Origin of the sequence: Plantibacter sp. MCCC 1A11337 (assembly GCF_013349365.1) — a bacterium.
Classification (GTDB): Bacteria; Actinomycetota; Actinomycetes; order Actinomycetales; family Microbacteriaceae; genus Plantibacter; species Plantibacter flavus_A.
This window is the reverse complement of the sequence record NZ_JABJWX010000003.1, coordinates 194,153-219,974: the sequence shown is the minus strand read 5'-3', so window position 1 is coordinate 219,974 and position 25,822 is coordinate 194,153. Positions and strand designations below refer to the sequence as shown.

Annotated in this window: 23 protein-coding genes; 6 read left to right on the top strand and 17 right to left on the bottom strand. The window is 68.9% G+C overall.

What is annotated here, in order from left to right; all coding sequences use genetic code 11:
* Positions 1-110 precede the first annotated feature (110 nt).
* The 4 genes from HOW07_RS12875 to HOW07_RS12860 form a co-directional block, all read right to left on the bottom strand.
* The gene (locus tag HOW07_RS12875; protein ID WP_175117366.1) at positions 111-1,616 is read right to left on the bottom strand and encodes an MFS transporter; all 1,506 of its coding nucleotides are present in this window, start codon (positions 1,614-1,616) and stop codon (positions 111-113) included.
* Positions 1,617-1,776: 160 nt separating this feature from the next.
* Entirely contained in the window at positions 1,777-2,955 is a 1,179-nt protein-coding gene (locus tag HOW07_RS12870; protein WP_071258797.1) for a cystathionine gamma-synthase, read from the bottom strand.
* Between the two features lie 132 nt (positions 2,956-3,087).
* Positions 3,088-4,452, bottom strand: a complete 1,365-nt coding sequence (locus HOW07_RS12865) for a cystathionine beta-synthase (protein WP_064295706.1) — start codon at positions 4,450-4,452, stop codon at positions 3,088-3,090.
* Positions 4,453-4,646: 194 nt separating this feature from the next.
* Positions 4,647-4,955 carry a hypothetical protein gene (locus HOW07_RS12860; RefSeq protein WP_175117365.1) on the bottom strand — a complete coding sequence of 103 codons (309 nt, stop codon included), beginning with the start codon at positions 4,953-4,955 and terminating at the stop codon, positions 4,647-4,649.
* Positions 4,956-5,126: 171 nt separating this feature from the next.
* On the opposite strand from HOW07_RS12860, the gene HOW07_RS12855 reads away from it, so the two are divergent.
* A complete protein-coding gene (locus tag HOW07_RS12855; protein WP_064295704.1) occupies positions 5,127-5,804 on the top strand; it encodes a metal-dependent transcriptional regulator in 678 nt (225 codons plus the stop codon).
* Positions 5,805-5,885: 81 nt separating this feature from the next.
* Here HOW07_RS12855 and HOW07_RS12850 read toward each other — a convergent pair whose 3' ends face one another.
* Positions 5,886-7,139 carry an Nramp family divalent metal transporter gene (locus HOW07_RS12850; protein ID WP_175117364.1) on the bottom strand — a complete coding sequence of 418 codons (1,254 nt, stop codon included), beginning with the start codon at positions 7,137-7,139 and terminating at the stop codon, positions 5,886-5,888.
* A 165-nt stretch (positions 7,140-7,304) separates the two neighbouring features.
* On the opposite strand from HOW07_RS12850, the gene HOW07_RS12845 reads away from it, so the two are divergent.
* From HOW07_RS12845 to HOW07_RS12835, 3 genes are all read left to right on the top strand, one after another.
* The gene (locus HOW07_RS12845) at positions 7,305-8,009 is read left to right on the top strand and encodes a DUF3105 domain-containing protein (RefSeq protein WP_071258792.1); all 705 of its coding nucleotides are present in this window, start codon (positions 7,305-7,307) and stop codon (positions 8,007-8,009) included.
* Positions 8,010-8,013: 4 nt separating this feature from the next.
* Positions 8,014-8,802, top strand: a complete 789-nt coding sequence (locus HOW07_RS12840; RefSeq protein WP_175117363.1) for a DUF305 domain-containing protein — start codon at positions 8,014-8,016, stop codon at positions 8,800-8,802.
* A 116-nt stretch (positions 8,803-8,918) separates the two neighbouring features.
* Positions 8,919-9,128, top strand: coding sequence for an antitoxin (locus tag HOW07_RS12835; protein WP_064295701.1), 210 nt, complete (start codon positions 8,919-8,921; stop codon positions 9,126-9,128).
* A 94-nt stretch (positions 9,129-9,222) separates the two neighbouring features.
* Here HOW07_RS12835 and HOW07_RS12830 read toward each other — a convergent pair whose 3' ends face one another.
* The 6 genes from HOW07_RS12830 to HOW07_RS12805 all read right to left on the bottom strand — a co-directional run bounded on the left by HOW07_RS12830 (position 9,223) and on the right by HOW07_RS12805 (position 17,171).
* On the bottom strand, positions 9,223-9,732 hold the full coding sequence (locus tag HOW07_RS12830; protein ID WP_071258790.1) for a hypothetical protein: 510 nt from the start codon (positions 9,730-9,732) through the stop codon (positions 9,223-9,225).
* Positions 9,733-9,890: 158 nt separating this feature from the next.
* Complete coding sequence (locus HOW07_RS12825; RefSeq protein WP_121289094.1) at positions 9,891-10,682, bottom strand: aquaporin; 792 nt, start codon at positions 10,680-10,682, stop codon at positions 9,891-9,893.
* 122 nt (positions 10,683-10,804) lie between these two features.
* The gene (locus HOW07_RS12820; RefSeq protein ID WP_175117362.1) at positions 10,805-11,419 is read right to left on the bottom strand and encodes a GntR family transcriptional regulator; all 615 of its coding nucleotides are present in this window, start codon (positions 11,417-11,419) and stop codon (positions 10,805-10,807) included.
* Positions 11,420-11,505: 86 nt separating this feature from the next.
* Entirely contained in the window at positions 11,506-12,927 is a 1,422-nt protein-coding gene (locus HOW07_RS12815) for a mechanosensitive ion channel domain-containing protein (protein WP_121289090.1), read from the bottom strand.
* Positions 12,924-14,990 (bottom strand): adenylate/guanylate cyclase domain-containing protein, encoded by a 2,067-nt coding sequence (locus HOW07_RS12810; RefSeq protein WP_079004016.1) that lies wholly within the window; start codon positions 14,988-14,990, stop codon positions 12,924-12,926. The genes HOW07_RS12815 and HOW07_RS12810 overlap by 4 nt, the downstream gene beginning before the upstream one ends.
* A gap of 291 nt (positions 14,991-15,281) precedes the next feature.
* A complete protein-coding gene (locus HOW07_RS12805; RefSeq protein ID WP_175117648.1) occupies positions 15,282-17,171 on the bottom strand; it encodes an ABC transporter ATP-binding protein in 1,890 nt (629 codons plus the stop codon).
* 502 nt (positions 17,172-17,673) lie between these two features.
* Between HOW07_RS12805 and HOW07_RS12800 the strand changes: the two genes are divergently transcribed.
* Positions 17,674-18,291, top strand: coding sequence for a DUF559 domain-containing protein (locus tag HOW07_RS12800; protein ID WP_175117361.1), 618 nt, complete (start codon positions 17,674-17,676; stop codon positions 18,289-18,291).
* A gap of 343 nt (positions 18,292-18,634) precedes the next feature.
* Here HOW07_RS12800 and HOW07_RS12795 read toward each other — a convergent pair whose 3' ends face one another.
* The 3 genes from HOW07_RS12795 to HOW07_RS12785 form a co-directional block, all read right to left on the bottom strand.
* The gene (locus tag HOW07_RS12795; protein ID WP_064294528.1) at positions 18,635-19,609 is read right to left on the bottom strand and encodes a carbohydrate ABC transporter permease; all 975 of its coding nucleotides are present in this window, start codon (positions 19,607-19,609) and stop codon (positions 18,635-18,637) included.
* The gene (locus tag HOW07_RS12790; protein WP_064294529.1) at positions 19,606-20,739 is read right to left on the bottom strand and encodes a carbohydrate ABC transporter permease; all 1,134 of its coding nucleotides are present in this window, start codon (positions 20,737-20,739) and stop codon (positions 19,606-19,608) included. The genes HOW07_RS12795 and HOW07_RS12790 overlap by 4 nt, the downstream gene beginning before the upstream one ends.
* 130 nt (positions 20,740-20,869) lie before the next feature.
* Positions 20,870-22,183: an ABC transporter substrate-binding protein gene (locus HOW07_RS12785; RefSeq protein WP_064294530.1), complete on the bottom strand. Its 1,314-nt coding sequence runs from the start codon at positions 22,181-22,183 to the stop codon at positions 20,870-20,872.
* A 298-nt stretch (positions 22,184-22,481) separates the two neighbouring features.
* Between HOW07_RS12785 and HOW07_RS12780 the strand changes: the two genes are divergently transcribed.
* Complete coding sequence (locus tag HOW07_RS12780; protein WP_175117360.1) at positions 22,482-23,531, top strand: LacI family DNA-binding transcriptional regulator; 1,050 nt, start codon at positions 22,482-22,484, stop codon at positions 23,529-23,531.
* 113 nt (positions 23,532-23,644) lie between these two features.
* Here the strand turns inward: HOW07_RS12780 and HOW07_RS12775 are convergent, their stop codons facing one another.
* From HOW07_RS12775 to HOW07_RS12765, 3 genes are all read right to left on the bottom strand, one after another.
* Entirely contained in the window at positions 23,645-24,943 is a 1,299-nt protein-coding gene (locus HOW07_RS12775) for an MFS transporter (protein WP_175117359.1), read from the bottom strand.
* Positions 24,940-25,401 carry a MarR family winged helix-turn-helix transcriptional regulator gene (locus HOW07_RS12770; protein WP_064294532.1) on the bottom strand — a complete coding sequence of 154 codons (462 nt, stop codon included), beginning with the start codon at positions 25,399-25,401 and terminating at the stop codon, positions 24,940-24,942. Before HOW07_RS12770 ends, HOW07_RS12775 begins: the two co-directional genes overlap by 4 nt.
* Before the next feature lie 137 nt (positions 25,402-25,538).
* Complete coding sequence (locus HOW07_RS12765; RefSeq protein ID WP_153303516.1) at positions 25,539-25,682, bottom strand: hypothetical protein; 144 nt, start codon at positions 25,680-25,682, stop codon at positions 25,539-25,541.
* Positions 25,683-25,822 lie beyond the last annotated feature (140 nt).

The window sequence follows — 25,822 nt, the reverse complement described above, 5'->3', positions numbered from 1 at the left end:
CCCAACACGCCTGTCCCCGCGTCTCGCGACGCCGCCTGGACACTGCAGCGATGCGTGGGCGACGCTACCCCCCACGCACCGCAGCACTACCCAGGCGACGGTGTCTCGGCTCACCCGGTCGCGCCTGGCTCCGCTGGTCGGCTCACCCGACGCGCGACGACGACCGCCGCGACACCGGCGATCAGCGCGATCGCGAAGCACCCGGCGAACGCGACCCCGCCGGGAGCGATCCAGCTCAGCCCGGCGAACGCCCCCGAGCCGTCGAGCGCGGTGAACGCCAGTCCGGTCGCCGCGAGCGCGAGGGCACCGCCGATCGCGTCGCCGATCGACATCGCCGCGCTGTTGAACCCCTGCGAGCGCTCGTCGGAGTAGGCGAGCGTCATCACGCTGAGTCGCGGGAACATGAGGCCCATCCCGCCACCGCTCACCACCCAGGCGACGATCGGTACCACCGGCGGCAGGCCGACGAGGGCGGCGGACAGGGCGATCGCGACGGCGACCGTGACGAGTGACGACCCGATCTGCACGGCGTTCGCATTCGACAGCCGGTCCCCGAGGCGCCCCTGCAACCAGGACGACAGCGACCACGCGATCGCCCCACCGGTGAGCGCGAGTCCGGCGAGCGCCGGCGTGAGCCCGTGCTCGCGGGTCAGCAGGTAGGGCACGTACACCTCGGCGCCGAAGAACGCGGCGGAGGTCAGTCCGCGCACGAGGATGACCGTCGGGAGCCCTCGGCGTGCGGTGAGCGTGCCGAGCGGGATGAGTGGTCGGAGGGCGAGGATCGCGACGACCGCGCCGACGATCGGCAGCGCCCACGCGGTCCATCCCGAGAACTCCGTCGAGAGGTTGACCGCGAGGACCGCGGCCGCGACGAGCACCGCCCACCCGAGCCGACGCAGCTCCGCGCCCGTCCGCGCGACGGCGGCCGCCTCGCCACCGTCCTCCGCCGACTGCAGCTCGGCGGCCTGCCGCTCGGCGCGTTCGGTTGCGGATGCGCGCAGCATCCGGAGCGCCGGCAGGAGGAGGAGCGTCGCCACGACCACGAGCCCGACCACGCCGAGGAAGACCCAGTGCCAGCTGAACCGCTCGGCGACCACGCCGGCGAGGAACGGCCCGATCAGGGAGGGGACGACCCAGGCGGCCGCGAACCCGGCGAAGATCCGCGGGTGCAGGGCCGGTGGGTAGATGCGGGCGACGAGGACGTACAGGGCGACGGTCATCGCTCCCGAACCGAGGCTCTGGACGAGGCGTCCGGCGACGACGGCCCACATGGTGGTCGCGGTTCCGGCCAGGAGGAGTCCGACGAGGAACAGGACGACGGAGGCGAGCAGCGGCTGGACCGGACCGAGGCGGTCGGCGACCGAGCCCGCGGCGACCATGCCGATGACACTGACGGCGAGCGGGCCGGCGAAGGCGAGCGCGTAGAGCTGCTCACCGCCGAGCTCGCCACTCACGAGCGGCATGATCGTCGTGACGGCGAGGGACTCGAAGGCGCCGAGGAACACGAGCGCGCACGCACCGATGGTGACGAGGACGAACCGGCGGCTGAAGATCCCGCGGTCGCGGGGCGTCGGGTCGGCTCCGGTCGCGGGCTCGGGGGTCGTCGCTGTGGTCACGAGTCCGAGCCTAGAACCTCAACGTGACTTGAGGTCAAGCGCTGACGAACCCCTGCCCGTTCACCATTCAGGACGCGCCCGGCGCGCCGTCGCCGATCGACGGGTTCGGCGCAGGACGCGCCGCAGGCCTCCTGAATTGCGAACGGGCCGGAACGGGCCGCTAGTGCTTGGCGCTCGCCTTCAGGACCTTCGCGAGCGCGCGGTCGAGGTCGGCGATGAGGTCGGCGACGTCCTCGATGCCGACCGACAGCCGGACGACGTTCTCGGGGACAGCCAGCTCCGTGCCCTTCACCGAGGCGTGCGTCATCTGCGCCGGCAGGCCGATGAGCGACTCGACGCCGCCGAGCGACTCGGCGAGCGCGAACAGCTTCGTCTTCTCGACCAGGCGCGTGGCTGCAGCCGGGCCACCGACGAGCGCGAGCGACAGCATGCCGCCGAAGCCGGACATCTGGCGGGCGGCGAGCTCGTGACCGGGGTGGCTCTCGAGGCCCGGGTAGTAGACGCGCTCGACAGCGGCGTGGCCGTCGAGGAACTCCGCGATCGCCTGCGCGTTCGCGCTGTGCTGACGCATGCGCACCGCGAGGGTCTTGATGCCACGCGTCGTGAGCCACGCGTCGAGCGGGGCCGAGACCGCGCCGGCGGCGAACTGGACGAAGCCGAGCTGCTCGGCGAGCTCGTCGTCGTTCATGATGATGGCGCCACCGAGGACGTCGGAGTGTCCGCCGAGGTACTTGGTCGTCGAGTGCACGACGATGTCGGCCCCGAGCGAGAGCGGCTGCTGCAACGCCGGCGAGGCGAAGGTGTTGTCCACCACGGAGAGCACCTCGTGGCGGTGCGCGAGGGCCGCGAGGGCCGCGATGTCGCTGATCTTCATGAGCGGGTTGCTCGGCGTCTCCACCCACAGCAGCTTCGTGCGGCCCGGGATGATCGCCGCCTCGACGGCCGCGAGGTCGCCGAGGTCCACGACCGTGTGCTCGATCCCCCAGGCGCCGTGCACCCGGTTGATCAGCCGGTAGGTGCCGCCGTAGACGTCGTTGCCGATGACGATGTGGTCGCCGGGGCGGAGCGCCGTGCGGATGAGCGCGTCCTCGGCGGCGAGGCCGGAGGCGAAGGAGAAGCCGTGCTTCGCGCCTTCGAGGGCGGCGAGCTGCGTCTCGAGCGCCGTGCGGGTCGGGTTGGCGGAGCGGCTGTACTCGTAGCCGCCGCGGAGCCCACCCACGCCGTCCTGGACGAAGGTCGACGTCTGGTAGATCGGCGGGATGATCGCCCCGGTGGTGGGGTCGAACTCCTGTCCGGCGTGGATGCTGCGGGTGGCGAAGCCGTGGTCGTGCTTGCTCATGGGTGACTCTTTCGGTTCAGGATTCGGGGAGGTGTCGGGTGGGCGACCGGTCGGACTGGCCCGGTCACCGGGGTCGGGCGTGGTCGGGACATCGCCCCGACTCCACCCACACGACCTGCATGCCGCCCACGCTCAACCCGCCAGGTAGGTGAGGAGGTCGTGCCGCGTGATGACGCCGATCGGCTTGCCGCCGTCGGTGACGAGGAACGCCGGGGCGGAACCGAGCGCCGCGCGCGCCGCCGGGATGGACTCACCGAGGCCGATGAGCGGCAGCGGGTCGCCGACGAACGCGCTCGCGGCGTCGTTCATCTTGGCCGCGCCGCTGAAGACGGCGTCCATGAGGCTCGCCTCGTCGATCGCACCGACGACCTCGCCCATCACCACGGGCGGCTCGGCGCTCAGCACCGGGAGCTGGGAGACGCCGTACTCGGTCATGATGTCGACGACGTCGCGGACGGTGTCGCTCGGGTGCACGTGCACGAGGTCCGGCATCTCCGAGCCCTTGCCGCGGAGGATGTCGCCCACGGTGCGGTCGTCGGCGACCTCGCTGAAGCCGTAGGACTGCAGCCACGAGTCGTTGAAGATCTTGCCGAGGTAGCCACGCCCGCCGTCGGGCAGGAGGACGACGACCACGGCCGACGCCGGGAGGTCGCGCGCCGCGACGAGGGCGGCCTGGACCGCCATGCCGCTGGAGCCGCCCACGAGCAGTCCCTCCTCGCGGGCGAGGCGACGCGTCATCGCGAACGACTCGGCGTCGGTGACGGCGATGATCTCGTCGGGGATGGAGGGGTCGTAGGCGGTCGGCCAGAAGTCCTCGCCGACGCCCTCGACGAGGTACGGGCGACCGGTGCCGCCGGAGTAGACCGAGCCCTCCGGGTCCGCACCGATGATGCGCACGCCGCCCTCGGAGACCTCCTTGAGGTACTTGCCCGTCCCGGAGATGGTGCCTCCGGTGCCGACGCCCGCGACGAAGTGGGTGATCTCACCCTCGGTGTCGCGCCAGATCTCGGGGCCGGTCGACTCGTAGTGGCTGCGCGGCCCGTTCGGGTTCGCGTACTGGTTGGGCTTGAACGCCCCAGGGATCTCGGCGGTGAGGCGGTCGGACACGCTGTAGTAGGAGTCGGGGCTGTCGGGAGCGACCGAGGTCGGCGTCACGACGATCTCCGCACCGTAGGCGGTGAGCACGTTCCGCTTGTCCTCGCCGACCTTGTCGGGCAGGACGAACACGCAGCGGTACCCGCGCTGCTGGGCGACGAGGGCGAGGCCGACGCCGGTGTTGCCGGAGGTGGGCTCGACGATCGTGCCGCCCGGCTTGAGGTCGCCCGACGCCTCGGCGGCGTCGATGATGCGCGTGGCGATGCGGTCCTTCGAGGAGCCGCCCGGGTTGAGGTACTCCACCTTGACGAGCACGGTGGCCGCGATGCCCTCGGTGACCCGGTTGAGCTTGACGAGGGGCGTGTTCCCGATGAGATCGAGGACGGAGTCTGCGTAGTTCATGTCTGCAATCTGTTCCTGTGGTGCGTCACCGCACGACTCTCGCGTGCGTCACCGGATGGCTGGGGCGGCTGAGGCGGCATCCCGGCAGGGACGGTTCAGCGGGGACAGCAGGAACACGACAGGCGGAGACGCATGCAGACCACCCTACCCGGCGAGTGCAGGGAACGCAGCCGGATGACGGGGCCGATCCGGCGTCAGTGGATCGCGACGAGTCGCTGCCGCGGACCGAGTGCCGAGACAGCCGAGACCACCAGCCGGGCGGCGAGGGTCAGCACCATGAGGACACCGATGACCGTGAGCACGACCGCGGCGAGCAGCAGCACCGCGAGGAGCGCCGGGAGCCGGCGCAACACGAGCTCGACCGGGCGACGACGGGGTGTCCCGTCCGCCCCTGGTGCCTCCAGGTGGCCTTCGCCCGCCATGGCGGCGGCGACGAGTTCGAGCGTGGCACGCGCGCCGGATCCGAGCCGTGCGGTCGAGGTGCGCAGCGCCTGGGACATCACGTGGCCCTTCTCGTCGGATGGATCGGTGTTCGCGGGTGCGAGGACTCGACCGTAGCAGTCGGGTGCCCCGTTCGGGGGTGCCGGTGCCCATTCTGCCAGGCGGGCGTGAACACCCGGTGGCCTGCCGAAGGACGCATGATGGACGCGCACCGCGCTCCCTAGACTGGAGGCATGACCGTCTCCGGCCTCTCCGCCGTCTCCCAGGACTACCTCAAGACGATCTGGACGACCTCCGAGTGGGCCGACGAGTCGGCCACCGTCAAGCTGCTCGCGGATCGCATGGGTGTCCGTCCCGCGACCGCCTCCGACGCCGTGAAGCGACTCGCCGCCCAGGGACTCGTCGTGCACGAGCCCTACGGCAGCATCGAGCTCACCCCCGCCGGGCAGGCGCACGCGGTCGCGATGGTGCGGCGGCACCGACTCATCGAGACCTTCCTCGTCGAGATGCTCGGCTACGGCTGGGACGAGGTCCACGACGAGGCGGAGATCCTCGAACACGCGGCGAGCGACACGATGATCGAGCGCATCGACGCCGCGCTCGGCCACCCGATCCGCGATCCGCACGGCGACCCGATCCCCTCCGCCGACGGCACCCCGCACCGCCCGGACGCGGTCCGGTTGAACGAGGCTCCGTCCGACAGCCCGTTGACGGTGTGCCGCATCTCGGACGCCGACCCGGAGACCCTCCGACACCTGAGCAGCCTCGGCATCGTCCTCGACACCGAACTGAGCGTCGACGACCACCGTGCGTTCGCGGGCGAACTCGAACTCCGGCTCACCGCGACCGGCACGCGCCTCACGCTCGGCCGCCTCGCCGCCGATGCCGTCTGGGTGACGGTCGTCGCCTGATCGCCGGCAGCTCCACTCGCCCGTCTTCGGGCGGATGAGCGCTCGTTCGCCCGTCTTCGGGCGGATGAACCGCCGGGCGGATCACCCGAAGAAGGTCAGTACGATGAGCGCGACGTTCAGCGAGACGATGAGTGCGACCACGACCCAGGCGAACACCCGGGTGGCGAGCTGGTCGACATGGACACCCATGATCCGCCGGTCGCCCGTGTAGCGCACGAGCGGGATGAGCGCGAAGGGGATGCCGAGGCTGAGGAACACCTGGCTCAGCACGAGCGCGGTGGTCGGGTCGATGCCCGCCGCCAGGATGGCGAGCGCCGGGATGAGGGTGATCACCCGTCGGGCGAGCAACGGGATGCGCACCTTGAGGAGCCCGCCCATGATCGCCGCCCCCGCGTAGGCGCCCACCGAGGTCGAGGCGAGCCCGGAGGCGAGCAGGCCGATGGCGAAGATCACGCCGATGACAGGCCCGAGCGCGGCGGTGATCGCCGCGTGCGCGCCCTCGATCGAGTCCGTCCCGTCGACACCGCCGAGCGATGCGGCCGCGAGCAGCAGCATCGCGATGTTCACCGCTCCGGCGAGGACGAGTGCCGCCGCGACGTCCCAGCGGGTCGCCACGATGAGCCGACGGATGGCACCGTCACTCGTCTGGACGCCGTGCCGGTCCCGGCTGAGCGAGGAGTGGAGGTAGATCGCGTGCGGCATGACCGTCGCGCCGAGCATGCTCGCGGCGAGCAGGACCGTCGCCGTGCCCTCGAACCGCGGCACGAGGCCTCCGGCCGCGGCACCCCAGTCGACGGGACTGACGAACAGGCCGGCGAGGAAGCCGACGGCGATGACGGCGAGGAGCGTCAGGATCGCGAACTCGAAGTGCCGCTGGCCGTACCAGTTCTGCACGGCGAGGAGCACGATCGAGAAGACCCCGACGATGACGCCGCCGAGCACGAGCGGGATGCCGAACAGCAGGTGGAGCGCCACGGCACCGCCGATCACCTCGGCGAGGTCGGTCGCGGCGGCGACGAGCTCCGCCTGCACCCAGTAGAGCCGACGCGGCCCGGTTCGCAGTCGCGAGCCGAGCAACTCGGGCAGGCTCTGCCCGGTGACGAGGCCGAGCTTGGCGGAGAGGTACTGGACGAGCACGGCCATCGCGTTCGCGGCGACGAGCACCCACACCAGCAGGTAGCCGTACTGGGCTCCCGCCGTGAGGTTCGCCGCGACGTTCCCGGGATCGACGTAGGCGATCGCCGCCACGAAGGCGGGTCCGAGCAGGAACAGGAGCCGCGGTCCGCGGGGCGCGCGGGTCGCCGGAGCAGCGAGGTCGGTGGTCACGTCGGCCATGTTAGCAACACCGAGCTACATTTGTTAGATGAGGCTAACTCTCGGTTTCATCCGCCGTCTGCTTGGATGAGGCTGAGAATCGACTGCGCATCGCCAGGCGCCGGAACGGCCCCCGGAAGTACATCTGGTTCGATAGTTACGCATACAACTTTTCGAGAGGCCCCCGTGACCCCTGCAGCAGATCGCCCCAAGAACACCCCCGTCCCGCCCGCCGTCAAGCAGCAGAGCGTGAAGCAGGAGCGCGAAGCCCAGCGTCAGGCCAAGGTCGCGGCGTTCAAGCAGGCGCAGAAGCGGAAGAACCGCAACCGCCGCATCGGGATCTGGGCCGCTGTCGTCGGCGGCGTGGCCGTCATCGCCGTCCTCATCACGAGTGTCGTCCTCACCCTGCCCAAGAACGCCAGCTACCCCGGCGGCGGCACCGGCACTGGCCAGGACATCGCGGGCGTACAACTGTTCCAGAACACTTCGGAGCACGTCGAGGGCACGGTCGACTACCCGCAGAACCCGCCGGCAGGTGGTCCGCACAACCAGTACTGGCTGAACTGCGGCGTCTACACCGAGGAGCAGACCAACGAGAACGCGGTCCACTCCCTCGAGCACGGTGCGATCTGGGTCACCTACGACCCGTCCCTCAGCGACGCGGAGCTCACGAAGCTCAAGGAGTTGCTCCCCACCACGTACGTCATCCTGTCGCCGAAGTCCGACCTCCCCTCGCCGATCGTGCTGAGCGGCTGGAACTCCCAGCTGCAGGTCAACAACGCGAGCGACGCGCGCATCGCCGACTTCTTCGAGGAGTTCTGGAAGAGCAACAACGTCCCGGAGCCCGGCGCGGCCTGCACGGGCGCGATCGACGGTCCCGGCAAGGTCTGATCCGTTGACCCCGGCGAGCACCCACGACGCCCCGGCGACCGGTGAACCGGCCGACGGCGGTGTGACCGACGAGGAACTCGCCGCCTGGGAGGCGCAGGGCTCCCCCGACGGCTCCAGCCGGACCCGCGTCGTCATCGCCGCGATGGCCGTCGTCGCGATCATGGTCGCCGCGGCGATCGGCTTCTCGGTCGGTCGGCTCAGCACGCTCGCCGACCCGACACCCACCACGACGAGCGCCGAGGCGGGCTTCTCGCGCGACATGCAGGTGCACCACAACCAGGGCGTGGAACTCGCCATGCTCATTCGCGACCGGACGGCCGCGGTCGACGTGCGCACCCTCGCGTACGACATCGCGACCACCCAGGCGCAGCAGTCCGGGCAGTTGTACGACTGGCTCGTCCAGTGGAACCTGCCGCAGGGCTCACGGCAGCCGGACATGACGTGGATGACGCTCCCCACGCTCTCGGGTGCGAGCGGCCATGCGCACGGCGGCGACTCGGCGACCCCCGGGTCCACCCACACCCCGGGCGATCCGATGCCGGGCCTCGCCACACCCGCCCAGATCGACCAGCTGACGGCGGCGTCCGGGGTCCAGGCCGAGCGGGTGTTCCTGACCCTGATGATCGCCCATCACCGCGGCGCGGTCGAGATGGCCGAGGCGTTGCAGCTGCGGACCACGAACGCGACCGCGCTGGCTTTCACGCGCGCGGTGATCGCGAGCCAGCAGGCGGAGATCGAGCTCATGACCGGCATGCTCGACGACCGGGGCGGACCGGTCGACCTCGCCGGCTGACGCCCCGTCGACCGCTTGGACGACCTGCGGGCTCCGACAAGGGGCTAGCCAGAACACCGACTGACGGCGAAGAATGATCCCGACGCCCGAACGGGCCCGATGAACAGGAGCGACGGATGGCACTGGACGACATCACCAAGAAGGCTCAGGAATTCCTGAACGACAACAAGGTCAAGGACGCCCTGAAGAGCGAGCAGGCCGAGGACATCAGCGACAAGCTCCTCGGCACCGTGGCCGACGCGGCCAAGAAGGTCACCGGCGGCAAGTTCGACGGGCAGATCGACAGCGCTCGCGACGCCGCGGACAAGGCCGTCGGGAACGAGTAGTCCCTCAGGTCGAGACGCGTGACGGCCGGGTCCCGACGGGAGCCCGGCCGTTCGCGTCTGCGGCGGTCAGCGGCCGATCGTCACTCCGTGCCGGTCAGCTGCCCTCGACGCCGCCGTCGACGGGGTTGCTCCGGAACCGGTCGAGCGCGATGGCCACGAGTTCCGGAGCGGACAGGTGCGTGTCCTGCATGAGGTCCGAGAGCACTTCTGACGCGCGCCCGCTGAGCGTCAGTTGCACGGTCGCGGAGCGGTCCTCATCGACACCGCTCAGCGCGCGACGACGTTCACCGAGGCTGAGGATGGCCGACCGCAGGTAGGTGCGGCTGGCGACGGTGTCGATCTCCCATCGGCCGGCGCGACGGTTCGCGACGACATTGCCACGACGGATGTTGGTCATCAGGGACGCTCGGCTCACATGGAGCCGCGCCGCGAGTTCCGCCGTCCGGACCGGACGCGGGAGATCGTCGATGAAGTCCTCGACCAGCGCCTCCCGGAGGAGCTCCCAGGCGACGTCCGGTGGGAGCGGCGCATCGGGCATGCTGCCGCCATCCTGCAGCGGACCCACCCACGCGGTCGTGGGGGCGTCGCGTTCGGTCATCGTCATCGCCCCTCCAAGGTTCCGGCGCTCGAACCTCAAGCATGCTCGGTGCCCGTGGAAAGCGCGTCCCCCAATGCGGGTTGCCCGCGTTCGCGGGGTGCCGGCCCGAAACGACGCACCCCGTCCAGCCAGAGCGGACGGGGTGCGGGCGATCCGGAGACGACTCAGCTGCGGTTCGCGACCGGTCGGGAACCCGCCGGGCGGGTCCCCTCGAACAGGATCCGGTAGCTGAATCCGGCGATCAGCGCGCCGATGATCGGGAACACGATGAACACCCAGACCTGCGCGAGCCAGTCGCCCCCGCCGAAGATGGCGGTCGCGATGGAGCGCGCCGGGTTGATCGAGCCGTTGTCGATCGGGATGGCGATCAACAGGAACAGGGTGAGGGTGCCGCCGATGGCGATCGGCGCGAAGCCTGCGGCGGCCCGCGTGTGCGTGACGCCCAGGATGACGTACAGGAAGAGGGCGGTGATGACGACCTCGATGACGATCGCCGAGACGAGTCCGAATCCGCCGGGCGAGAGCTCACCGAAGCCGTTCGAGACGAAGCCGCTCGCGACGGCCTTGTCGAGGAATCCTGCCGGGCCGCCGGCCGCGAGGCCGAAGACCGCCAGTGCGCCGAGGAACGCTCCGACGAGCTGCGCGAGGATGAACGTCCACGTCGCACGCCAGGGGAACCGACCGGCGGCGGCCAGCCCGAGCGTCACCGCCGGGTTGAAGTGCCCGCCGGAGACGGGGCCGAACGCGTAGGCGGCGATGGTCACCGAGAGGCCGAGGGCGATCGCCACTCCGAGGAAGCCGACGCCCAGGGGGTTCGACGTCTCTTCGCCGAAGAACGCGGAGAAGGTCGCCGTCCCGACGAGACCGAAGACGAGCAGGAAGGTGCCGGCCAGCTCTGCGAGGAGTTGCGACGCGGTGGTCGGTTCGACGGAGGGTGGGACTTCCGGGGAGGACATCTGGGCTCTTCTCGATCGAGGTGACGACGTGGACGCGGAGCTCTGGCGAGCACCGCGCCATCAGCAGACTATTGCCCCGCGTCCCACCGGCGACAGCCCCGAGGTCAGCATGGCGCCGACGCTCAGTGCACCTCCAGGTCGTGGAGCGGAACCTGGAACCGGAAGATGTGCTCGATCGCGAGTTCGGCCCCGACGGCGTCACCGGCGGCGAGGGCGGATCGGAGGTGCGGATACCCGACGCGCAGATCCGACCAGTCGACCGTCGCCGCGGAGCGCGTGGCCGAGACACGGTAGATCAGTGCGCCGATCACGTCTTTCGTCGCGGAGACGAGGACCGGGTTCTCGCAATGCTTCAGGAACCGGTCCACGAGCCCCCAGACGCAGCGGCCGTGCGCATCCGCGTCCTCCGCCGCCACGGTCGTCATGGTGTGCTCGACGAACGCCAGGAGCTCGGCCCGTTGCCCCGGGGTCAAGGTCGGGACGGTGACCCGGACGACGCCGCTGACGAGCGCTCCGAGGGTCTGCAGCACGGCTGTCCGGTCCTCAGCCCGTGGCTGCGCGACACGGGTGTGCCGCTGCGGTGCCGTCTCGACCAGTCCGACGCGCTCGAGTTCCCGGAGTGCTGCGGCGATCTCCTCGCTCGGAGCGTCGAGCCACACCCGCAGCTCCTCCTCGATGAGCAGCTCACCGGAGGCGAGCGTCCCGTCGTAGATCGCGGTGCGGATCCGTTCGGTCACGGACTCGCCGGTAGGAGACGGCCGCGATCCGGACGGCCCATCGGGGTTCGGCATCGGTTCCTCGCTCGGCTGGGGACGGCTGCTGGCTACCGGCCGATCGTACCGCGGACGATCCCCGCCTCGGCGAGCGCCGCCTGCGCCTGCCGATGCTTGTTGTCGATGGAGGCGCCGATCTCCTGGGCCAGGCGGGGCTTGCTCCGCACGAGCTGGTCGATGGTGGACAGCGGCATCCGCAGGACCAGGGTCGTGCCGTCGGCGATCGCGGCGGCCATGGCGACCTCCCTCGTCAGCGCCGTCTGGCCGATGAAGTCGCCGACGCCGAGTCGTTGGAAGGTGATGAGCCCGTCCGTCGTCGGCACGGCGAGATGGACGCCGCCCTCGACGAGGAACCGCATCGCTCCGGGGATGGTTCCCGCCTGCTGGATGGTCTCCCCCGGCCCGTACCGTTCGAGCGTGCACGTCCGGGCGAGGTCGTCGTAGTCCTCCTCACGCGCGTGGAGCGTGGGGGCCAGTGCGGCGATGGCACTCCGCAAGCGCTCCGGCGTCGCAATGGGGTCGGTGCTGTCCCCGTCGAGCGCGAGACCACGACGCCGCGCGGCGTACCAGAGCCAGGCGCGGAACAGGGCGACAGCCGAGTCGGCCGTGGACGGCCCGGACACGGGGAGGGTGACGGCGAACCGCGCGGCACCGAGGTAGGACGCGGACACCACGTCCCCCGGCTCGAGCATGGGGAGGCCCGAGCCGACCTCGCGGAGCAGCCGGAGCACGTCGTCCGGCGGGTCGTCGGTGGAGAAGGTCACTTCGACGCTCGCGGTGTAGGCCCCGACGGGCTGACTCAGGTTCGTGAACGACGACCCGGCGAGCGACGAGTTCGGCACGATCTGGATACCGTTGCCGGTGTCGAGGTGCACCGCACGCCAATTGACCTCGACCACGCGACCACGGACATTCCCGGTGTCCAACCAGTCCCCCAGTTTGAAGGGCTGTTCGAACAGCAGCAGCAGTCCGGAGATGACCCCGCCGACCGCGTTCTGGAGGGCGAGGCCGATCACGATCGAGGTGACGCCGAGCGCGGTGACCAGGCCGCCGATGTCGGCGCCCCACACCCACGAGAACAGGATGGCGAGTCCGATGAGGATCAGCGCGAGCCGAGCGAGGTCCACGAAGATCGACGGGATGCGGTCACGCCACGAGCCCTCCTCCGCGTTGGCGAACAGCGCCACGTTGAACGCCGACAGGATGAGCAGGATCACGAGGAAACCGAGGACCGTTCCGACGATCCGAACCCAGATGAGGTCGTCCGCCCGCAGCGAAGCGAACACCAGGAGCGCGAACACCGCGCCGACCGGCACGACGTAGTTCCGCATGAGTCGTACCGGCTTGGCCGCGGCGTTCCCGCGCCGGGTCAGTGCGCCCAGCACCTCGGTGAGGACGATGAGGAGGACCGGGACACCGACCGCGAGCGCGATGGCCCAGGGGAACCACGCCTCCTGCCACACCTGCGTCATGACGTCGTCCCTGCCACGACCTGCCAGACGGCCTGCGGACCCCCGCGCGTCTCCACGGTGCCGGCGGCCTCGAAGGTGACGGTGTCCTGCATGCGGTCGCGCACCCGCTGGCTGACGAAGATCCCGGCCCGACCGGAGACCGACTGGACCTGGTTGGCGAGACTGACCGCGTCACCCCACATGTCGTAGGCGAGACTCGTGCGACCGACGAGGCCACTCGTCACGACACCCGTGTCCACGCCGATCCGGAGCGTCAGTTCGGCCTGGTGCTGGGCGTTGAAGCGTTCGACGATCGTCCGCATCTCCAGCGCGAAGTCGAGGGTTCTGCGGACGTTGTCGACGCGGGGCACGATGAGGCCGCAGCTCGCGAGGTAGCCCTCCCGCAGCGTCCGCACCTGCTCGATCCCGAGTCGTTCCGCCGCCTCGTCGAAGCTGCGGACCAGGGCGTTGAGCATCGACAGCTCGCGCTCCGGGTCGAGGCCTCGGGTGAGGTCGTCGAATCCGACGAGGTCCGCGAAGATGACCGACACGTCCTGGTGGACCTCGGAGATGGTCTCCTCGCCCTCCTTGTAGCGTTTCGCCACCGTCGCCGGCATGAGCGTCAGCAGGAGCTTCTCGTTCTCGGCGCGCTGCTCGTCGATGAGTTCCTGCTTCACCCGGAGGCTGCGACTCATGTCGTTGAAGGCCGCGCCCAGGTCGCCGAACTCGTCACGCCTGTTGACCGGCACCTCGACGCTGTAGTCACCGGCGGCCACGCGCCGCACCGCGCCGACGAGGGATCGCACCGGGCGTGCGAACACCTGCGCCAGCAACAGCGAGAGCAACGACACGACGACCACGATCGCCAGCACGGAGATGATGAGGTTGCGCGTGAAGTCGGTGACCGGCGCGAAGGCCTCCGACGCGTCGATCCGCGCGACGAGCACCCACTGGAGCCCGTCGATGTCGAGTGGTGTGTACGCCGTGAGGTTCTCCCCACCGAGGTAACCACGACCGATGAGCGTGCCGGTCTCCCCGGCGAGCGCCCGCTCCACGGACTGGGTGCGGGTCGGCTGGATCTCGATCGTGCCCTTGACGTCGACCGCGCGCTGCGCGTCCTGCGGTGGCGTGCCGGCCGCGACGGACTGCTTGAGATACGCCTTCGGGTCCTCGATGAGCAGTCGGGACGTCGAGCGCATCAGCTGATCGGGTCCGGCGAGGTAGGTCTCGCCGGTCTCGCCCAGGCCGTCCTGCTTCCATTCCCCGCCGCTCGTCATGATCGAGTTGATCTGCTCGATGGGCACCTGCAGCGCCAGGACACCGTCGATGCGGCCATCCTGCCCGACCGGCGAGAAGATCCACTGCGTGGGGACGTTGAGCGAGGGCTGATACCGCTCGAAGTCGGTGATGCCCGTGTAGTCGACCGCGTTGGACCGCAGGGCCTTCGTGAACCCGTCGCCGAGGACGCCGCCCTGGTACGGGCCCGTCAGAACGTTGGTCCCGAGGTCCGGTCCCTTGAACGCGCTGTAGACGACGTCACCCTCGTCGTCGATGAGGAGGGCGTCCTCGTAGCCGAACCGGTTGATGATCTCGCGGAAGTAGTCGTTGTAGGTCGCGTTGACGGCCGACCACGTGCTCCCGTCACCGGCGTCGTCGACCGTGATCGCCTGGTCGTAGTCGAGATCGGTGGGCGTGTAGACCGACTGCAGGTAGGTCTGGGCCGGGTTCGTCGGGATGAAGGCCTCTGGATCCGCCGTATCGCCGGTCCGTTCGTTGAGCGCCGGGACGAAGGTGTCCGTGTAGAAACGGTCGACCTCCGCAGCTCGCGCCGGCTCGACCGGCTGCTCCTCGAGCTCCTGGAACGCGTCGTGGTACCGGTTCATCGCATCGACGACGGTCGTGCCGCGGGTGTAGACGACGAGCGAGTCCGCCGTCTGGCGGTAGTAGTTGGTGATCTCGCGGGCACGCGACTCGCGCAACTCGGTCAGCCGCTCGAACGACGCCTGTCGCAGGGATTCGCTGCCGGAGAGGTACCCGACGATGCCGGTCACCACCGACGCCCCCACGCTGACCAGCAGCAGCATCACCAGGAGTTTCGACTGGATGCTGAAGCCGGGGCGGCCGAAGCGACGACGCCCGAGCCTCCGGGACCGCGCGACCGAGGACGGCGCTGGAGGGATCGGGGGACCCGTCGTGGAGGCGTCCACGGGCGGAGTGCCGTCACCTGGCGGGGGTGCGGATGGTGCGTTCACAGCTGCGGTCATCGACGAGTCCCCTACTCGATCCGGCGGTGCGCGGGCGTCCCCCTCCTTCGGGGGTCACGATGGCGCTCACTCTAGCCACACGTGTCACGCGCCCACAATGGGCTGGACCGCTCAGGCGGTGACGGCCTGCTGCGCGTAGAGCGTCGCGTACACGCCGCCGACGGCGAGCAGCTCCTGGTGGGTGCCACGCTCCACGATGCGCCCGCGATCGAGCACGAAGATGACGTCGGCGTGCACGATGGTCGACAGGCGGTGTGCGATCGACACCGTCGTGCGTCCGCGGGTCGCGTCGTCGAGGGCGACCTGGACGACCCGTTCGGAGATCGTGTCGAGGGCGCTCGTCGCCTCGTCGAGGATGAGCACCTCGGGGTCCTTCAGCAGCACGCGCGCGATGGCGATGCGCTGCTTCTCACCGCCGGACAAGCGGTAGCCGCGTTCCCCGACGAGCGTGTCGTAGCCGTCCTCGAACCGAGCGATCGTCTCGTGGATGTTCGCGGCGCGGCAGGCGGCCTCGAGCTCGTCGAGGGTCGCGTCGGGCTTCGCGTAGCGGAGGTTCTCGGCGATCGTCGCGTGGAAGAGGTAGGTCTCCTGGCTGACGATGCCGATGCGGGAGACGAGGGACTCCTGGGTGACGTCGCGGACGTCGGCCCCCGCCACCATGACCCGGCCGCCCGACACCTCTTGGAAGCGCGGGATGAGGTAGGAGATGGTCGTCTTGCCCGCTCCCGAGGGTCCGACGAACGCGGCGAACTGTCCAGGTTCGATCGTGAAGGAGACACCGTCGAGGGTGGGGGTCGAGTCGTCCTGGGCGTCGGCGTAGCGGAAGGTGACGTCGTCGAAGCGGATCTGCGGTGCGACGCTCGGGAGCGGTGCGGCCCCGGGGCGGTCGGCGATCGCGGGCTTGAGGTCCAGGTACTCGAAGATCCGCGCGAAGAGGGCTCCGGAGGTCTGCAGGTCGAGGGCGACGCGCATGACGCCCATGAGCGGGAACAGCAGGCGGGCCTGGATGGTGGTGAAGGCGACGATCGAGCCGGCGGTGACGTCCGCGGCCCCAGCGGTGATGAGCCAGCCGGCCACGAGGTAGACGATCGCGGGGATGGACGACAGGAAGATGTTCACCATCGCGAAGAACCACTGTCCGCTCATCGCCTGGCTGACCTGGAGGCGGATCTGGGTGCGGTTCTCGGCGCTGTAGCGCTCGACCTCGGTGTCCTGGCGGTTGAAGCTCTTCGCGAGGAGCACGCCGGAGACGCTCAAGGCCTCCTGGGTGATCGCGGTCATCTCCGACAACGACTCCTGCGTCTTCGTCGCGATCCGCGCCCGGACCTGACCGACGCGGCGCTGCGCGATCACGAGGATCGGCATGAGGATGAGGGCGACGATCGTCAGCTGCCAGTTGAGGATGAGCATGGCGACGAGCGCGGAGATGACCGTCACGGTGTTGCCGAGCACGCTCGAGACGGTGTTGGTGAGGACGTTCGCGACGCCACCGACGTCGTTCTGCAGGCGCGACTGGATGATGCCCGTCTTCGTGCGGGTGAAGAAGCTCAGCTCCATCGCCTGCAATTGCGAGAACAGCTTGATGCGCAGGGCGCCCATGACGCTGTTGCCGACGGTCGCCGTGAGGTAGGTCTGCCAGACGCCGAGCAGCGCCGCGATGATGAACAGCGCCACCATCGCGCCGACGATCTCCGCGAGGGCGACGAGGTTCGGGCTGCCCCCGTCGGTCGGGAACAGGCCGACGTCGAACGCCTGCTTGACGAGCAGCGGTGGGAGTACCGCGAGGGCGGCACCGATGACGACGAGCACCATCGTGAGGATGATCTTGGCGCGGAAGGGCACGAACAGCGCGACGATGCGCTTGCCGAGGTTCGGGATCTTCGGCGCCTCGGCGTTGAGCGCCTTCTGAGCCGCCATGTCGCCGCCGCTCACCCGACTCCCGGCACGGGGTCCGCCGCCCCCGGGTGCACCACCGCGTGGCCCGCCCCGTCCGCCGTGCATGCTCATCCCGCCACCCTATCCCCGCCCACCGTCCTCCCCGCCCCTGTCCCCGTCCCGCGGTTCACAACTCAGGAGCGGCTCGGCGTTTCGCCTCCCTTTGTGCGCCTGCTAGCCGACACGCCGTCCCTGATCCTGAGTTGTGAACCGACACGAGCGTGCTCCACAACCGGTCGAACGGGTCATCGGTGCGCATCGGCGCAGGCGTGCGTCATCACAGCAGCTGCGACTCGAGGACGCTGGAGCGATGATCGGACTCGCGACCGCCGTAGAGCACCTGGGACAGGTGGCGACTCGGCGTGAACTGATCGACCACGGTTTCACGGGGCGACAACTGACCTTTGCGGTGGCGACAGGACTCCTTATCCGACCACGCCGTGGCTGGTACGCGGCACCCGCCGCAGATCCCGCCTTGATCCGGGCCGTCCGGATGGGCGGGCGCCTGGGCTGCGTTTCAGCCGCGGAGCGTTACGGCTGGGCCGTTGCTCGGAGAGGTGAGGTGCATGTGAGCCTCACCGAGAACGCCTCACGACTCCGCCATCCCGATGACCGGACGATCTACCCCAGTGGTGAGGAGTTCCGCGACCTGCAAGGTCTCGTTCTGCACTGGCATTCGCCCCTCTCCAGAGATGACCGGCCGAAGCTCCTGACCTCGCCGTACGAGACCACCCTGCAGATTGCAGCCTGCCAGCATCCCGACCTCGCCGTCGCCGCGTTCGACTCCTTCATCAACGTCGATCCACGCGGCGCGGCTCATCTCGAGGACTGGCTGCGGGAACTCCCCCGCCGGTTCTTCGACGCCCTCCCCCGGCGAGAGAGCGGCTGCCACAGCTTCCTCGAGACCATCGGCCGGATCCGCCTCGAGCGTGCGGGCATCCGCGGAGTCCACCAGGTACTCATCGATGGGGTAGGACGGGTCGACCTCGTCCTGGCTGGACGGATCGTGATCGAGTGGGACGGACGTGAGTTCCACGACGCGCCAGATGCTCACGAGCACGACCGCTGGCGGGACGCGATGCTGGCGATCCGCGGGTACCGTGTCCTCCGATTCACCTACCGGATGGTCATGGACGACTGGTACGCCGTCGAAGGAGCCATTCGTTCGGCTCTCGCCGAATCGTGACCTCGACTGGTCGTTCGATGTGCCGTTGCTCTCGGTCCACAACTCAGGATGTCCACGGGGTGTCGCGCCGAGAACCCGGTCAGTCGGGCGGGGCACGCCGAGGCTCTCCTGAATTGTGAACACTGCCGTCGAACTCCCACACCGGTCTCCTTGTTCACAATTCAGGACGAACTCGGCGAGCCTGACTGAGTTTCCCGGCGGCAGGTCCGACACGCCGAGGCTCTCCTGAATTGTGAACCAGACCAGACGACCCGCAGACGCACGGACGCCCCGGGAGCATGAGCTCCTGGGGCGTTCGCGCACGGACGACGCTGTCGATCGGAGGATCGAACCGCGTGTCGGGTCAGCCCTTGGTCGAACCGGCCAGGAGCCCGCGGACGAAGTACCGCTGCAGGGCGAAGAACACCACGAGCGGGACGAGGATCGAGATGAACGCGCCGGCCGTGAGCAGGTGCCACTCGTTGCCTCGCGTACCGGTGATCTCCGCCAGCAGCTTCGTGATCGGCGCGACCTCGCCGTCCGCGAAGATGAGCGCGACCAGAAGGTCGTTCCACACCCACAGGAACTGGAAGATCGCGAACGACGCGATGGCGGGCATGGTCAGCGGCAGCACGATCCGGAAGAAGATCTGACCGTGACCGGCACCGTCCACGCGTGCCGCTTCGATGACCTCGGCGGGGATCTCCGCGACGAAGTTGTGCAGCAGGAAGATCGCCAGCGGCAGCGCGAACATGGTGTGCGCGATCCACACCTGTGCGAAGGTGCCGCTCGCGTCCAGTCCCTCGCCGACCTGCAGGCCGAAGATGTTCAGCCCGCGGGAGAAGGTCGACAGCAGTGGCACGAGCGCCATCTGGATCGGCACCACCTGCAGCGCGAACACGAGGATGAACAGGAAGTTCTTGCCGCGGAAGTCGATCCACGCGAACGCGTACGCCGCGAGGCTCGCCACCACCAGCGGGATCAGGGTCGCCGGGACCGCGATGGCGATCGAGTTGACCCATGAGCCCGCGAGGTTGAGCGTCGAGTTGCCGGCCTGCAGCACCTGCACGTAGTTGTCGATGGTGACCTGGAAGTCGGAGAAGATCGTCCACCAACCGGTGGTCTTCACCTGCTGCTCAGGTCGGAACGAGGAGACGAACAGACCGAAGGTCGGGACCGTCCACAGCACCGCGATGATGACGGCCGCGATGGTCGCCCCGCGGCTGGTGAGCCGCTTCTTCGTCCGTCGGCTCGCGGCCTCGATGCCGCGTTCCCCCTGGGCGAGCTGTTCCTTGGTGGATTCGTCGATCGGTAGTTCGATCGGCTGCACAGCACTCATCGGATCTCCCTCTGCTTCTTGATCTGCCGTGCGTTGTAGATGACGATCGGCAGCACGAGCACGAACAGGACCACGGCGAACGCCGCACTCCGGCCGTTCTCGAAGTTCTTGAACTGGGTGTACATCTCGTTCGCGATGACCGAGGTGCCGTTGTTGCCGGCGGTCATCGTGCGGACGATGTCGAAGACCTTCAGCGAGGCGATCGAGATCGTCGTGACGACCACGACGAGCGAGGAGCGGATGCCGGGGACGATGACGTTGATGAAGCGCTGCCAGGCGTTGGTGCCGTCGAGCTCGGCGGCCTCGATCTGCTCGGTGGGGACACCCTTGATCGCGGCGGACAGGACGACCATCGCGAAACCGGTCTGCACCCAGATGAGCACGACGATGAGGAACAGCGTGTTCCACGGCTCGTTCTGCAGCCACTGCACCGGAGTGCCGCCGAACCACACGACGATCTGGTTGAGCAGACCGATCTGGGTCGCGTCGGCCTCGCGGTAGGCGTAGATGAAGCGCCAGATAATCGACGCACCGACGAAGGAGATCGCCATCGGCATGAAGACGAGGATCTTGAAGTACTTCTCACCGCGGGACTTGTCGATGAACACGGCGTAAGCGAGTCCGAAGGCCGTCGACAACGCCGGGACGAGCAGCACCCAGATGATCGTGTTGATCACGGTACGAATGGCGCTCGGCTGTGTGAACAGCCAGATGAAGTTGTTCAGGCCCACGAAGTTCTTGCCGGACGCCGACATGAATGCGGCGATCGTCGTGTTGATCGACGGCAGGATCAGGCCGATCAGCAGCAGCAGGAACGCCGGTGCGAGGAAGCCGACGAGCTGGACGAGGTACCCGACGCCCTTCTTCGAGCGGTAGTCGAGGAGGAAGAGCACCCCGCCAAGGACGGCGGCGACGGCCGCGGCCCAGAGGAACGAGCCGAAGAAGAGGACGACGACGACGGGCACCAGGACGCAGAAGGCCAGACGGATGACCGTGTACAGGGTGCCCTTGCGTGGCGCGATGTCCACGAAGAAGAGGAGGAGGGCCACCACCGCGCCGAAGGCGATGACGACGATCGGGATCTGGGCGAGCGGAGGCAGTCCGCCCAACCAGTTGAGGAAACCTGACATTGCTGGCCTTTCGAGTACGGCGTTGGACCCTGAGTGAACCCTAGGGGGTTCCACTGCCGAGGCGGAAGCGCCGGAGGGTGGTGATCACCCTCCGGCGCTCCCGCTCACGAGCAGCAGTTCCGGATATCGATTACTCGCTGGAGGGCCAGCCGGCTTCGATGTCCTTGAGGACCTGGTCGGTCTCGTCGCCGTTGATCCAGTTCACGAGGCCCTTCCAGAAGGTTCCGGCGCCGACGGCACCGGGCATCAGGTCGGAGGCGTCGAAGCGGAACGTGGTCTTCTCGTCCTGCAGGATCTCGATCGCCTGGCTGAGGATCGGGGTCGAGGCGTTCGCCGGGTCGAGGCCGTTGTTGGCGGAGATGACGCCGCCGAGCTTGACCCGCTTGTTCGCCCACTCAGGGCTCGAGAGGTACTCCTGGACCTTGACGGTGCTCTCGTCGTCGCTGAACGCGCCGACGATCTCGCCACCACCGGTGACAGCGGTCTCGCCCTCCTTGATGCCGGGGGTCACGAAGGCCCACACGTCACCGTCGGGGGCGACGGTCGCGCCGGCGTCCTCGAGGAAGCCGGAGAAGAACGATGCCTGGTGGTGGAGGGCGCAGGCGCCGGAGGCGAGCGCCGGAGCGACGTCACCGAACTCGGTCGAGTTGATCGAGGACACGTCGCCGAAGCTCGCGTTCACGTACTCCGGGTTCTTGAGGATCTCGCCGACCGAGTCGAACGCTTCCTTGATCTTCGGGTCGGTGAACTTGACCTTGTTGGCAACCCAGTCGTCGTAAACGTCCGGGCCCTGCTGGCGCAGGACGAGGTCTTCGATCCAGTCGGTGCCGGGCCAGCCCGAGGCGTCGCCGGAGCCGAAGCCGGCGCACCACGGTGCGGAACCCGTCTTCTCCTGGATGGTCTTGGTCAGCGTGAGCAGCTCGTCCCAGGTCTTCGGGACCTCGACGCCCCACTCCTTGAACTTGGCCGGCTGGTACCAGACGAGGCCCTTGACGCTCGCCATGAGCGGAGCGCCGTAGACGGTGTCGTTGACGGTGCCGTAGGCGGCCCAGTCCTTCGACCAGTACTTCTCGATGTTCGCCTTGACGCTGTCGGGCGCGGGCTTCAGGTAGTCGCGCTTGGCGAGATCGGCCAGGAGGCCGGGCTGCGGGAAGATCGCGAGGTCGGGCGGGTTACCACCCTGGGCGCGGATGCCGATCTGCGACTCGAACTCCTTGGAGGACTCGTACTTGATCGTGATGCCGCTCTCCTTCTCGAAGTCGGCCCAGCTCTCCTCGAGCAGCTTCGCCTCGGTGTCGGCGATCGTCCCGTAGATGGTGACGGTCTTGTCGTCGTCGCCACCGCCGCTGCTGCCCGATCCGCCTGAACAAGCGGTGAGCGCGACGCCCGCGACGGCCAGGACGGCCAGCGGCAGGGCCGTCCGGCGGGTCCGAATGAAACTCATCTGTGTCCTCCTCATTGAGTGCTGCAGGTTCGAACGTCTCCAGGGTCGAGCCGTTCCGATGATGCACTGGTGCGGAATCGGTCCGGATGCGGAACCGTTTCCATGCGCCAAAGTACTTCACCCGGCGACAGGATGCAAGCACGAGAACATAACGAAATAGACAGTGAGAGCGCTCCCACCGAAATCACGAGGCCGGGCGGACCATTCGTGCTCCAGTTGTTATGGATCAGTTCCAGTCGGCAGTTCCAGGTCCGTTCCAGATTCGCTATGGTGGTGCTACCCAACGGAGGGAGTCGGCATGAGTGGTGCCATCAGCGATGTCGCGGCCCTCGCCGGCGTCTCGAAAGCGACGGCCTCGCGAGCGCTCACCGGGCGCGGATACGTGTCGGCCGAGACCCGGGAACGGGTCGTGCAGGCCGCGGCCACGATCGGGTACGTCGCCTCGCCCATCGCCGCGAGTCTGTCCACCGGACGTACGCTGGCCATCGGCGTCCTCACCTCGTTCCTCAACCGCTGGTACTTCGGGGAGGTCCTGGAAGGCGCCGAGGGCGCCCTCCGTGCGCGGGGCTACGACCTGACGCTCCATCATCTGCCGCCCGACTCCCCGGAGCGCGATCGCATCTTCGACGCCTACCTGACGAACAAGCGCTTCGACGGCATGATCTCGATCGGGATCGAGGCCTCGCAGGACGAGATCGCACGCCTGCTCGCCAATCCCCGTCCGCTGGTGTCGATCGGCGGCAACATCCGTGGCGGTCACTCCATCAACATCGACGACCAGGCACTCGGCCGTGAGGCGACGGAACATCTCATCACCCTCGGGCACACGCGCATCGCCCACATCACCGGGCACGACGCGGAACTGCAGACGGACACCGTGCACGGGAGGCGCCTGGCGGGATACCTCGCGGCGATGGAGGATGCCGGACTCACCTCAGCCGTGCACGTCCTGCCCGCCGTCCATTCGTTACCGGGCGGGTACGAGGCCGCGGCGCAGTTGCTGCGGGACGCGAGGATCCGGCCGACGGCGGTGTTCGCCTCGACGGACGAGGTGGCGATCGGCATCATCATCGCGGCACGTCGCCTCGGGATCACCGTTCCGGCGGAGCTGTCGGTCATCGGGATCGACGGGCACTCCTACGCGGAGATGTTCGCGCTCACCACCTTCGAGCAGGAGCCCCGCGCGCAGGGACGGCATGCCGTCGAGATCCTCCTCCAGGACCTGGAGGACGAGCAGCGCGCGCAGGCTCCGGACTCCGGGGACCCGGGCACAACGGTCTCCGAGGTGCGCTGGCCGACCCGCCTGGTGATCCGACAGACCACGACCCGCCCCGAGCCCGTCGACTAGACGACCCGGCTGCGGTCTGAGCGCGGTGCGCTGGCACGAGCGCGCCCCACCGACGTGAGCGCAGGCCCCCGGAGGGTCGCGCTCGCGTCGGTGGGGCGCGGTGAGCGGTCGGATCAGCTCGCGTCGGCTGCGGTGATCGCGATGGCCTCGTCGAGCTCGCTCTCCACCGGGCCGTCGACCCGGGCGAGGTGCTTGCGTCCGAGGACCACGATGAGGACCGCGACGATGAGCGAGCCGGCGGCCACATAGTAGGGCGTGGCGGGCGAGATGAGCTTCGCGATCTCCGCGGCGGCCGGTGGCGCGATGGCCCCACCGAGGAACCGCACCGACGAGTAGGCCGAGGATGCGACGTTGCTCGGCAGGTCCGTCGCCTCCATGACCGCCTCGGTCAGCACCGTGTTCATGACGCCGAGCAGCAGCCCACCGACGACGATGCAGACGATGAGGCCGACGGTGGACTGCACGAGGAGTCCGGCCGCGACGAGGTCGAGTGCCAGCAACGGCAGGACCAGCTTGATCACGGAGGTGCGACGCATCCGGGCCGTGAGCAGCGGTGCGACGAACACGCTCGTGATCGCCAGCGCGACACCCCACCCGAAGAAGGTGAACCCGAGACCCATCGCATCGAGGCCGAGCGGGAACGGCGAGTACGCGAGGAGCGTGAAGAAGCCGATGTTGTAGAACAGTGCGGCTGCCGCGAGGATGCCCAGCGACGGGATCGCCAGCGCCTTGAACGGTGCGGACAGCTTGAGCGGCGCGGGCTTCGGGCCCTCGGTCTTCAACAGGGTGACGATCGCGATGAACCCGACGGCCATGAGCGTCGCGGTGCCGAAGAACGGCCACTTCCAGCCGATGCCGCCGAGGAGACCCCCGAGCAGCGGACCGATCGCGATGCCGAGTCCGAGGGCGGCCTCGTACAGGATGATCGCGTTGGCGCGTCCGCCCGCTGCGGCTCCGACGATGGTGGCGAGTGCCGTCGAGATGAAGAGCGCGTTGCCGAGGCCCCAGCCGGCCCGGAAGCCGATGACGGCACCGACGGAGTCGGAGAGGCCCGCGAGGAGCGCGAACAGGACGACGAGCGCGAGTCCGATGAGGAGCGTGCGCTTGGCACCGATCCGGCTCGACAGCCAGCTCGTGAACAGCATCGCCACGCCGGTGACGAGCAGGTAGCTCGTGAAGAGCATCTCGGCCTGGGTCGGCGTCGCCTGGAGGTCTTCGGCGATCGCGGGCAGGATCGGGTCGACGAGGCCGATGCCCATGAAGGCGATGACGCTCGCGAAAGCGACCGCCCAGACGGCCTTCGGCTGGTGCAGGATGCCGCCGAGGCCGGCACTGTGGCCTGCGGCGTGGCCGTGGCTCGACGCTGCGGGGGTGGGCACGGAGGACGTGTGTGCGCTGGTGTCGGCGCTCATGCCGTCAGCTCCGAGGCGACCTCGACGGCCACGCGGGCCTGGATGATCTCGACGGTCCTGGCGATCGCGGCGAGGTCGTCGTCCTCGAGGTCGGTGAAAGCCGGCTCCAGGGCGTCGGTGAGCTCGTCGCGCCAGGCGAGGAGAGCGGCCGTCCCCTTTGGGGCGATGGCGATGAGCCACGCGCGGTGGTCGTCGACGTCGGCGATCCGCTTGATCCAGTCGCGCTCGTCGAGGCTCTGCACGAGCTTGGTCATCGTGGGTTGGGACACCCGACTCTGGCGGGCCAGTTCGCCGACCCGGACGGGGCCGACCGTGGTGAGCACGGAGAGCGTGCGCCAGACGGCGGGCGATTCGGAGGATCCGGTGGCCTGGGCGGCAAGGCGGGTGAGCCGATGCGATGCCGTGATGAGGTCGCCGAGGATGGTGTGCAGGGGTGAATGCGTACGGTTCTCGGTCATGATGTGACCAGTATACATAGCCTGGCTATGCATATCCACCCGGCCCGTCCCCGACTCAGGAGTTCGTCGGTGTGGCGGGCCTCAATGGCCGCGGCACGCCGAGCCACTCCTGAGTTGGGGCCGGGGGGCAAATCGGGTCAGCGCATCCAGGTGGTGAAGGACTGGCTGACCCGCGGATCGGGCGGGTGGGCGTCGCTCGCCCGCTCCGACTCGGTGAAGGCGGATGCGAGCTGGGCTCGGATCCAGGTGATGGTTGCACGCCAGCGTGCGTGGGTGTTCATGGTGGTGGGTTCTCCCGATTCGGGCACCGCACCGACAGCCCCCACTCACCGGGAGCGGAACGACGACGCGGATACCTGCGTGAACCGTCGACGAACGTCGTCAACGGGGTGCAGAGCATCCGCGTGCATGGAGGGGCGCG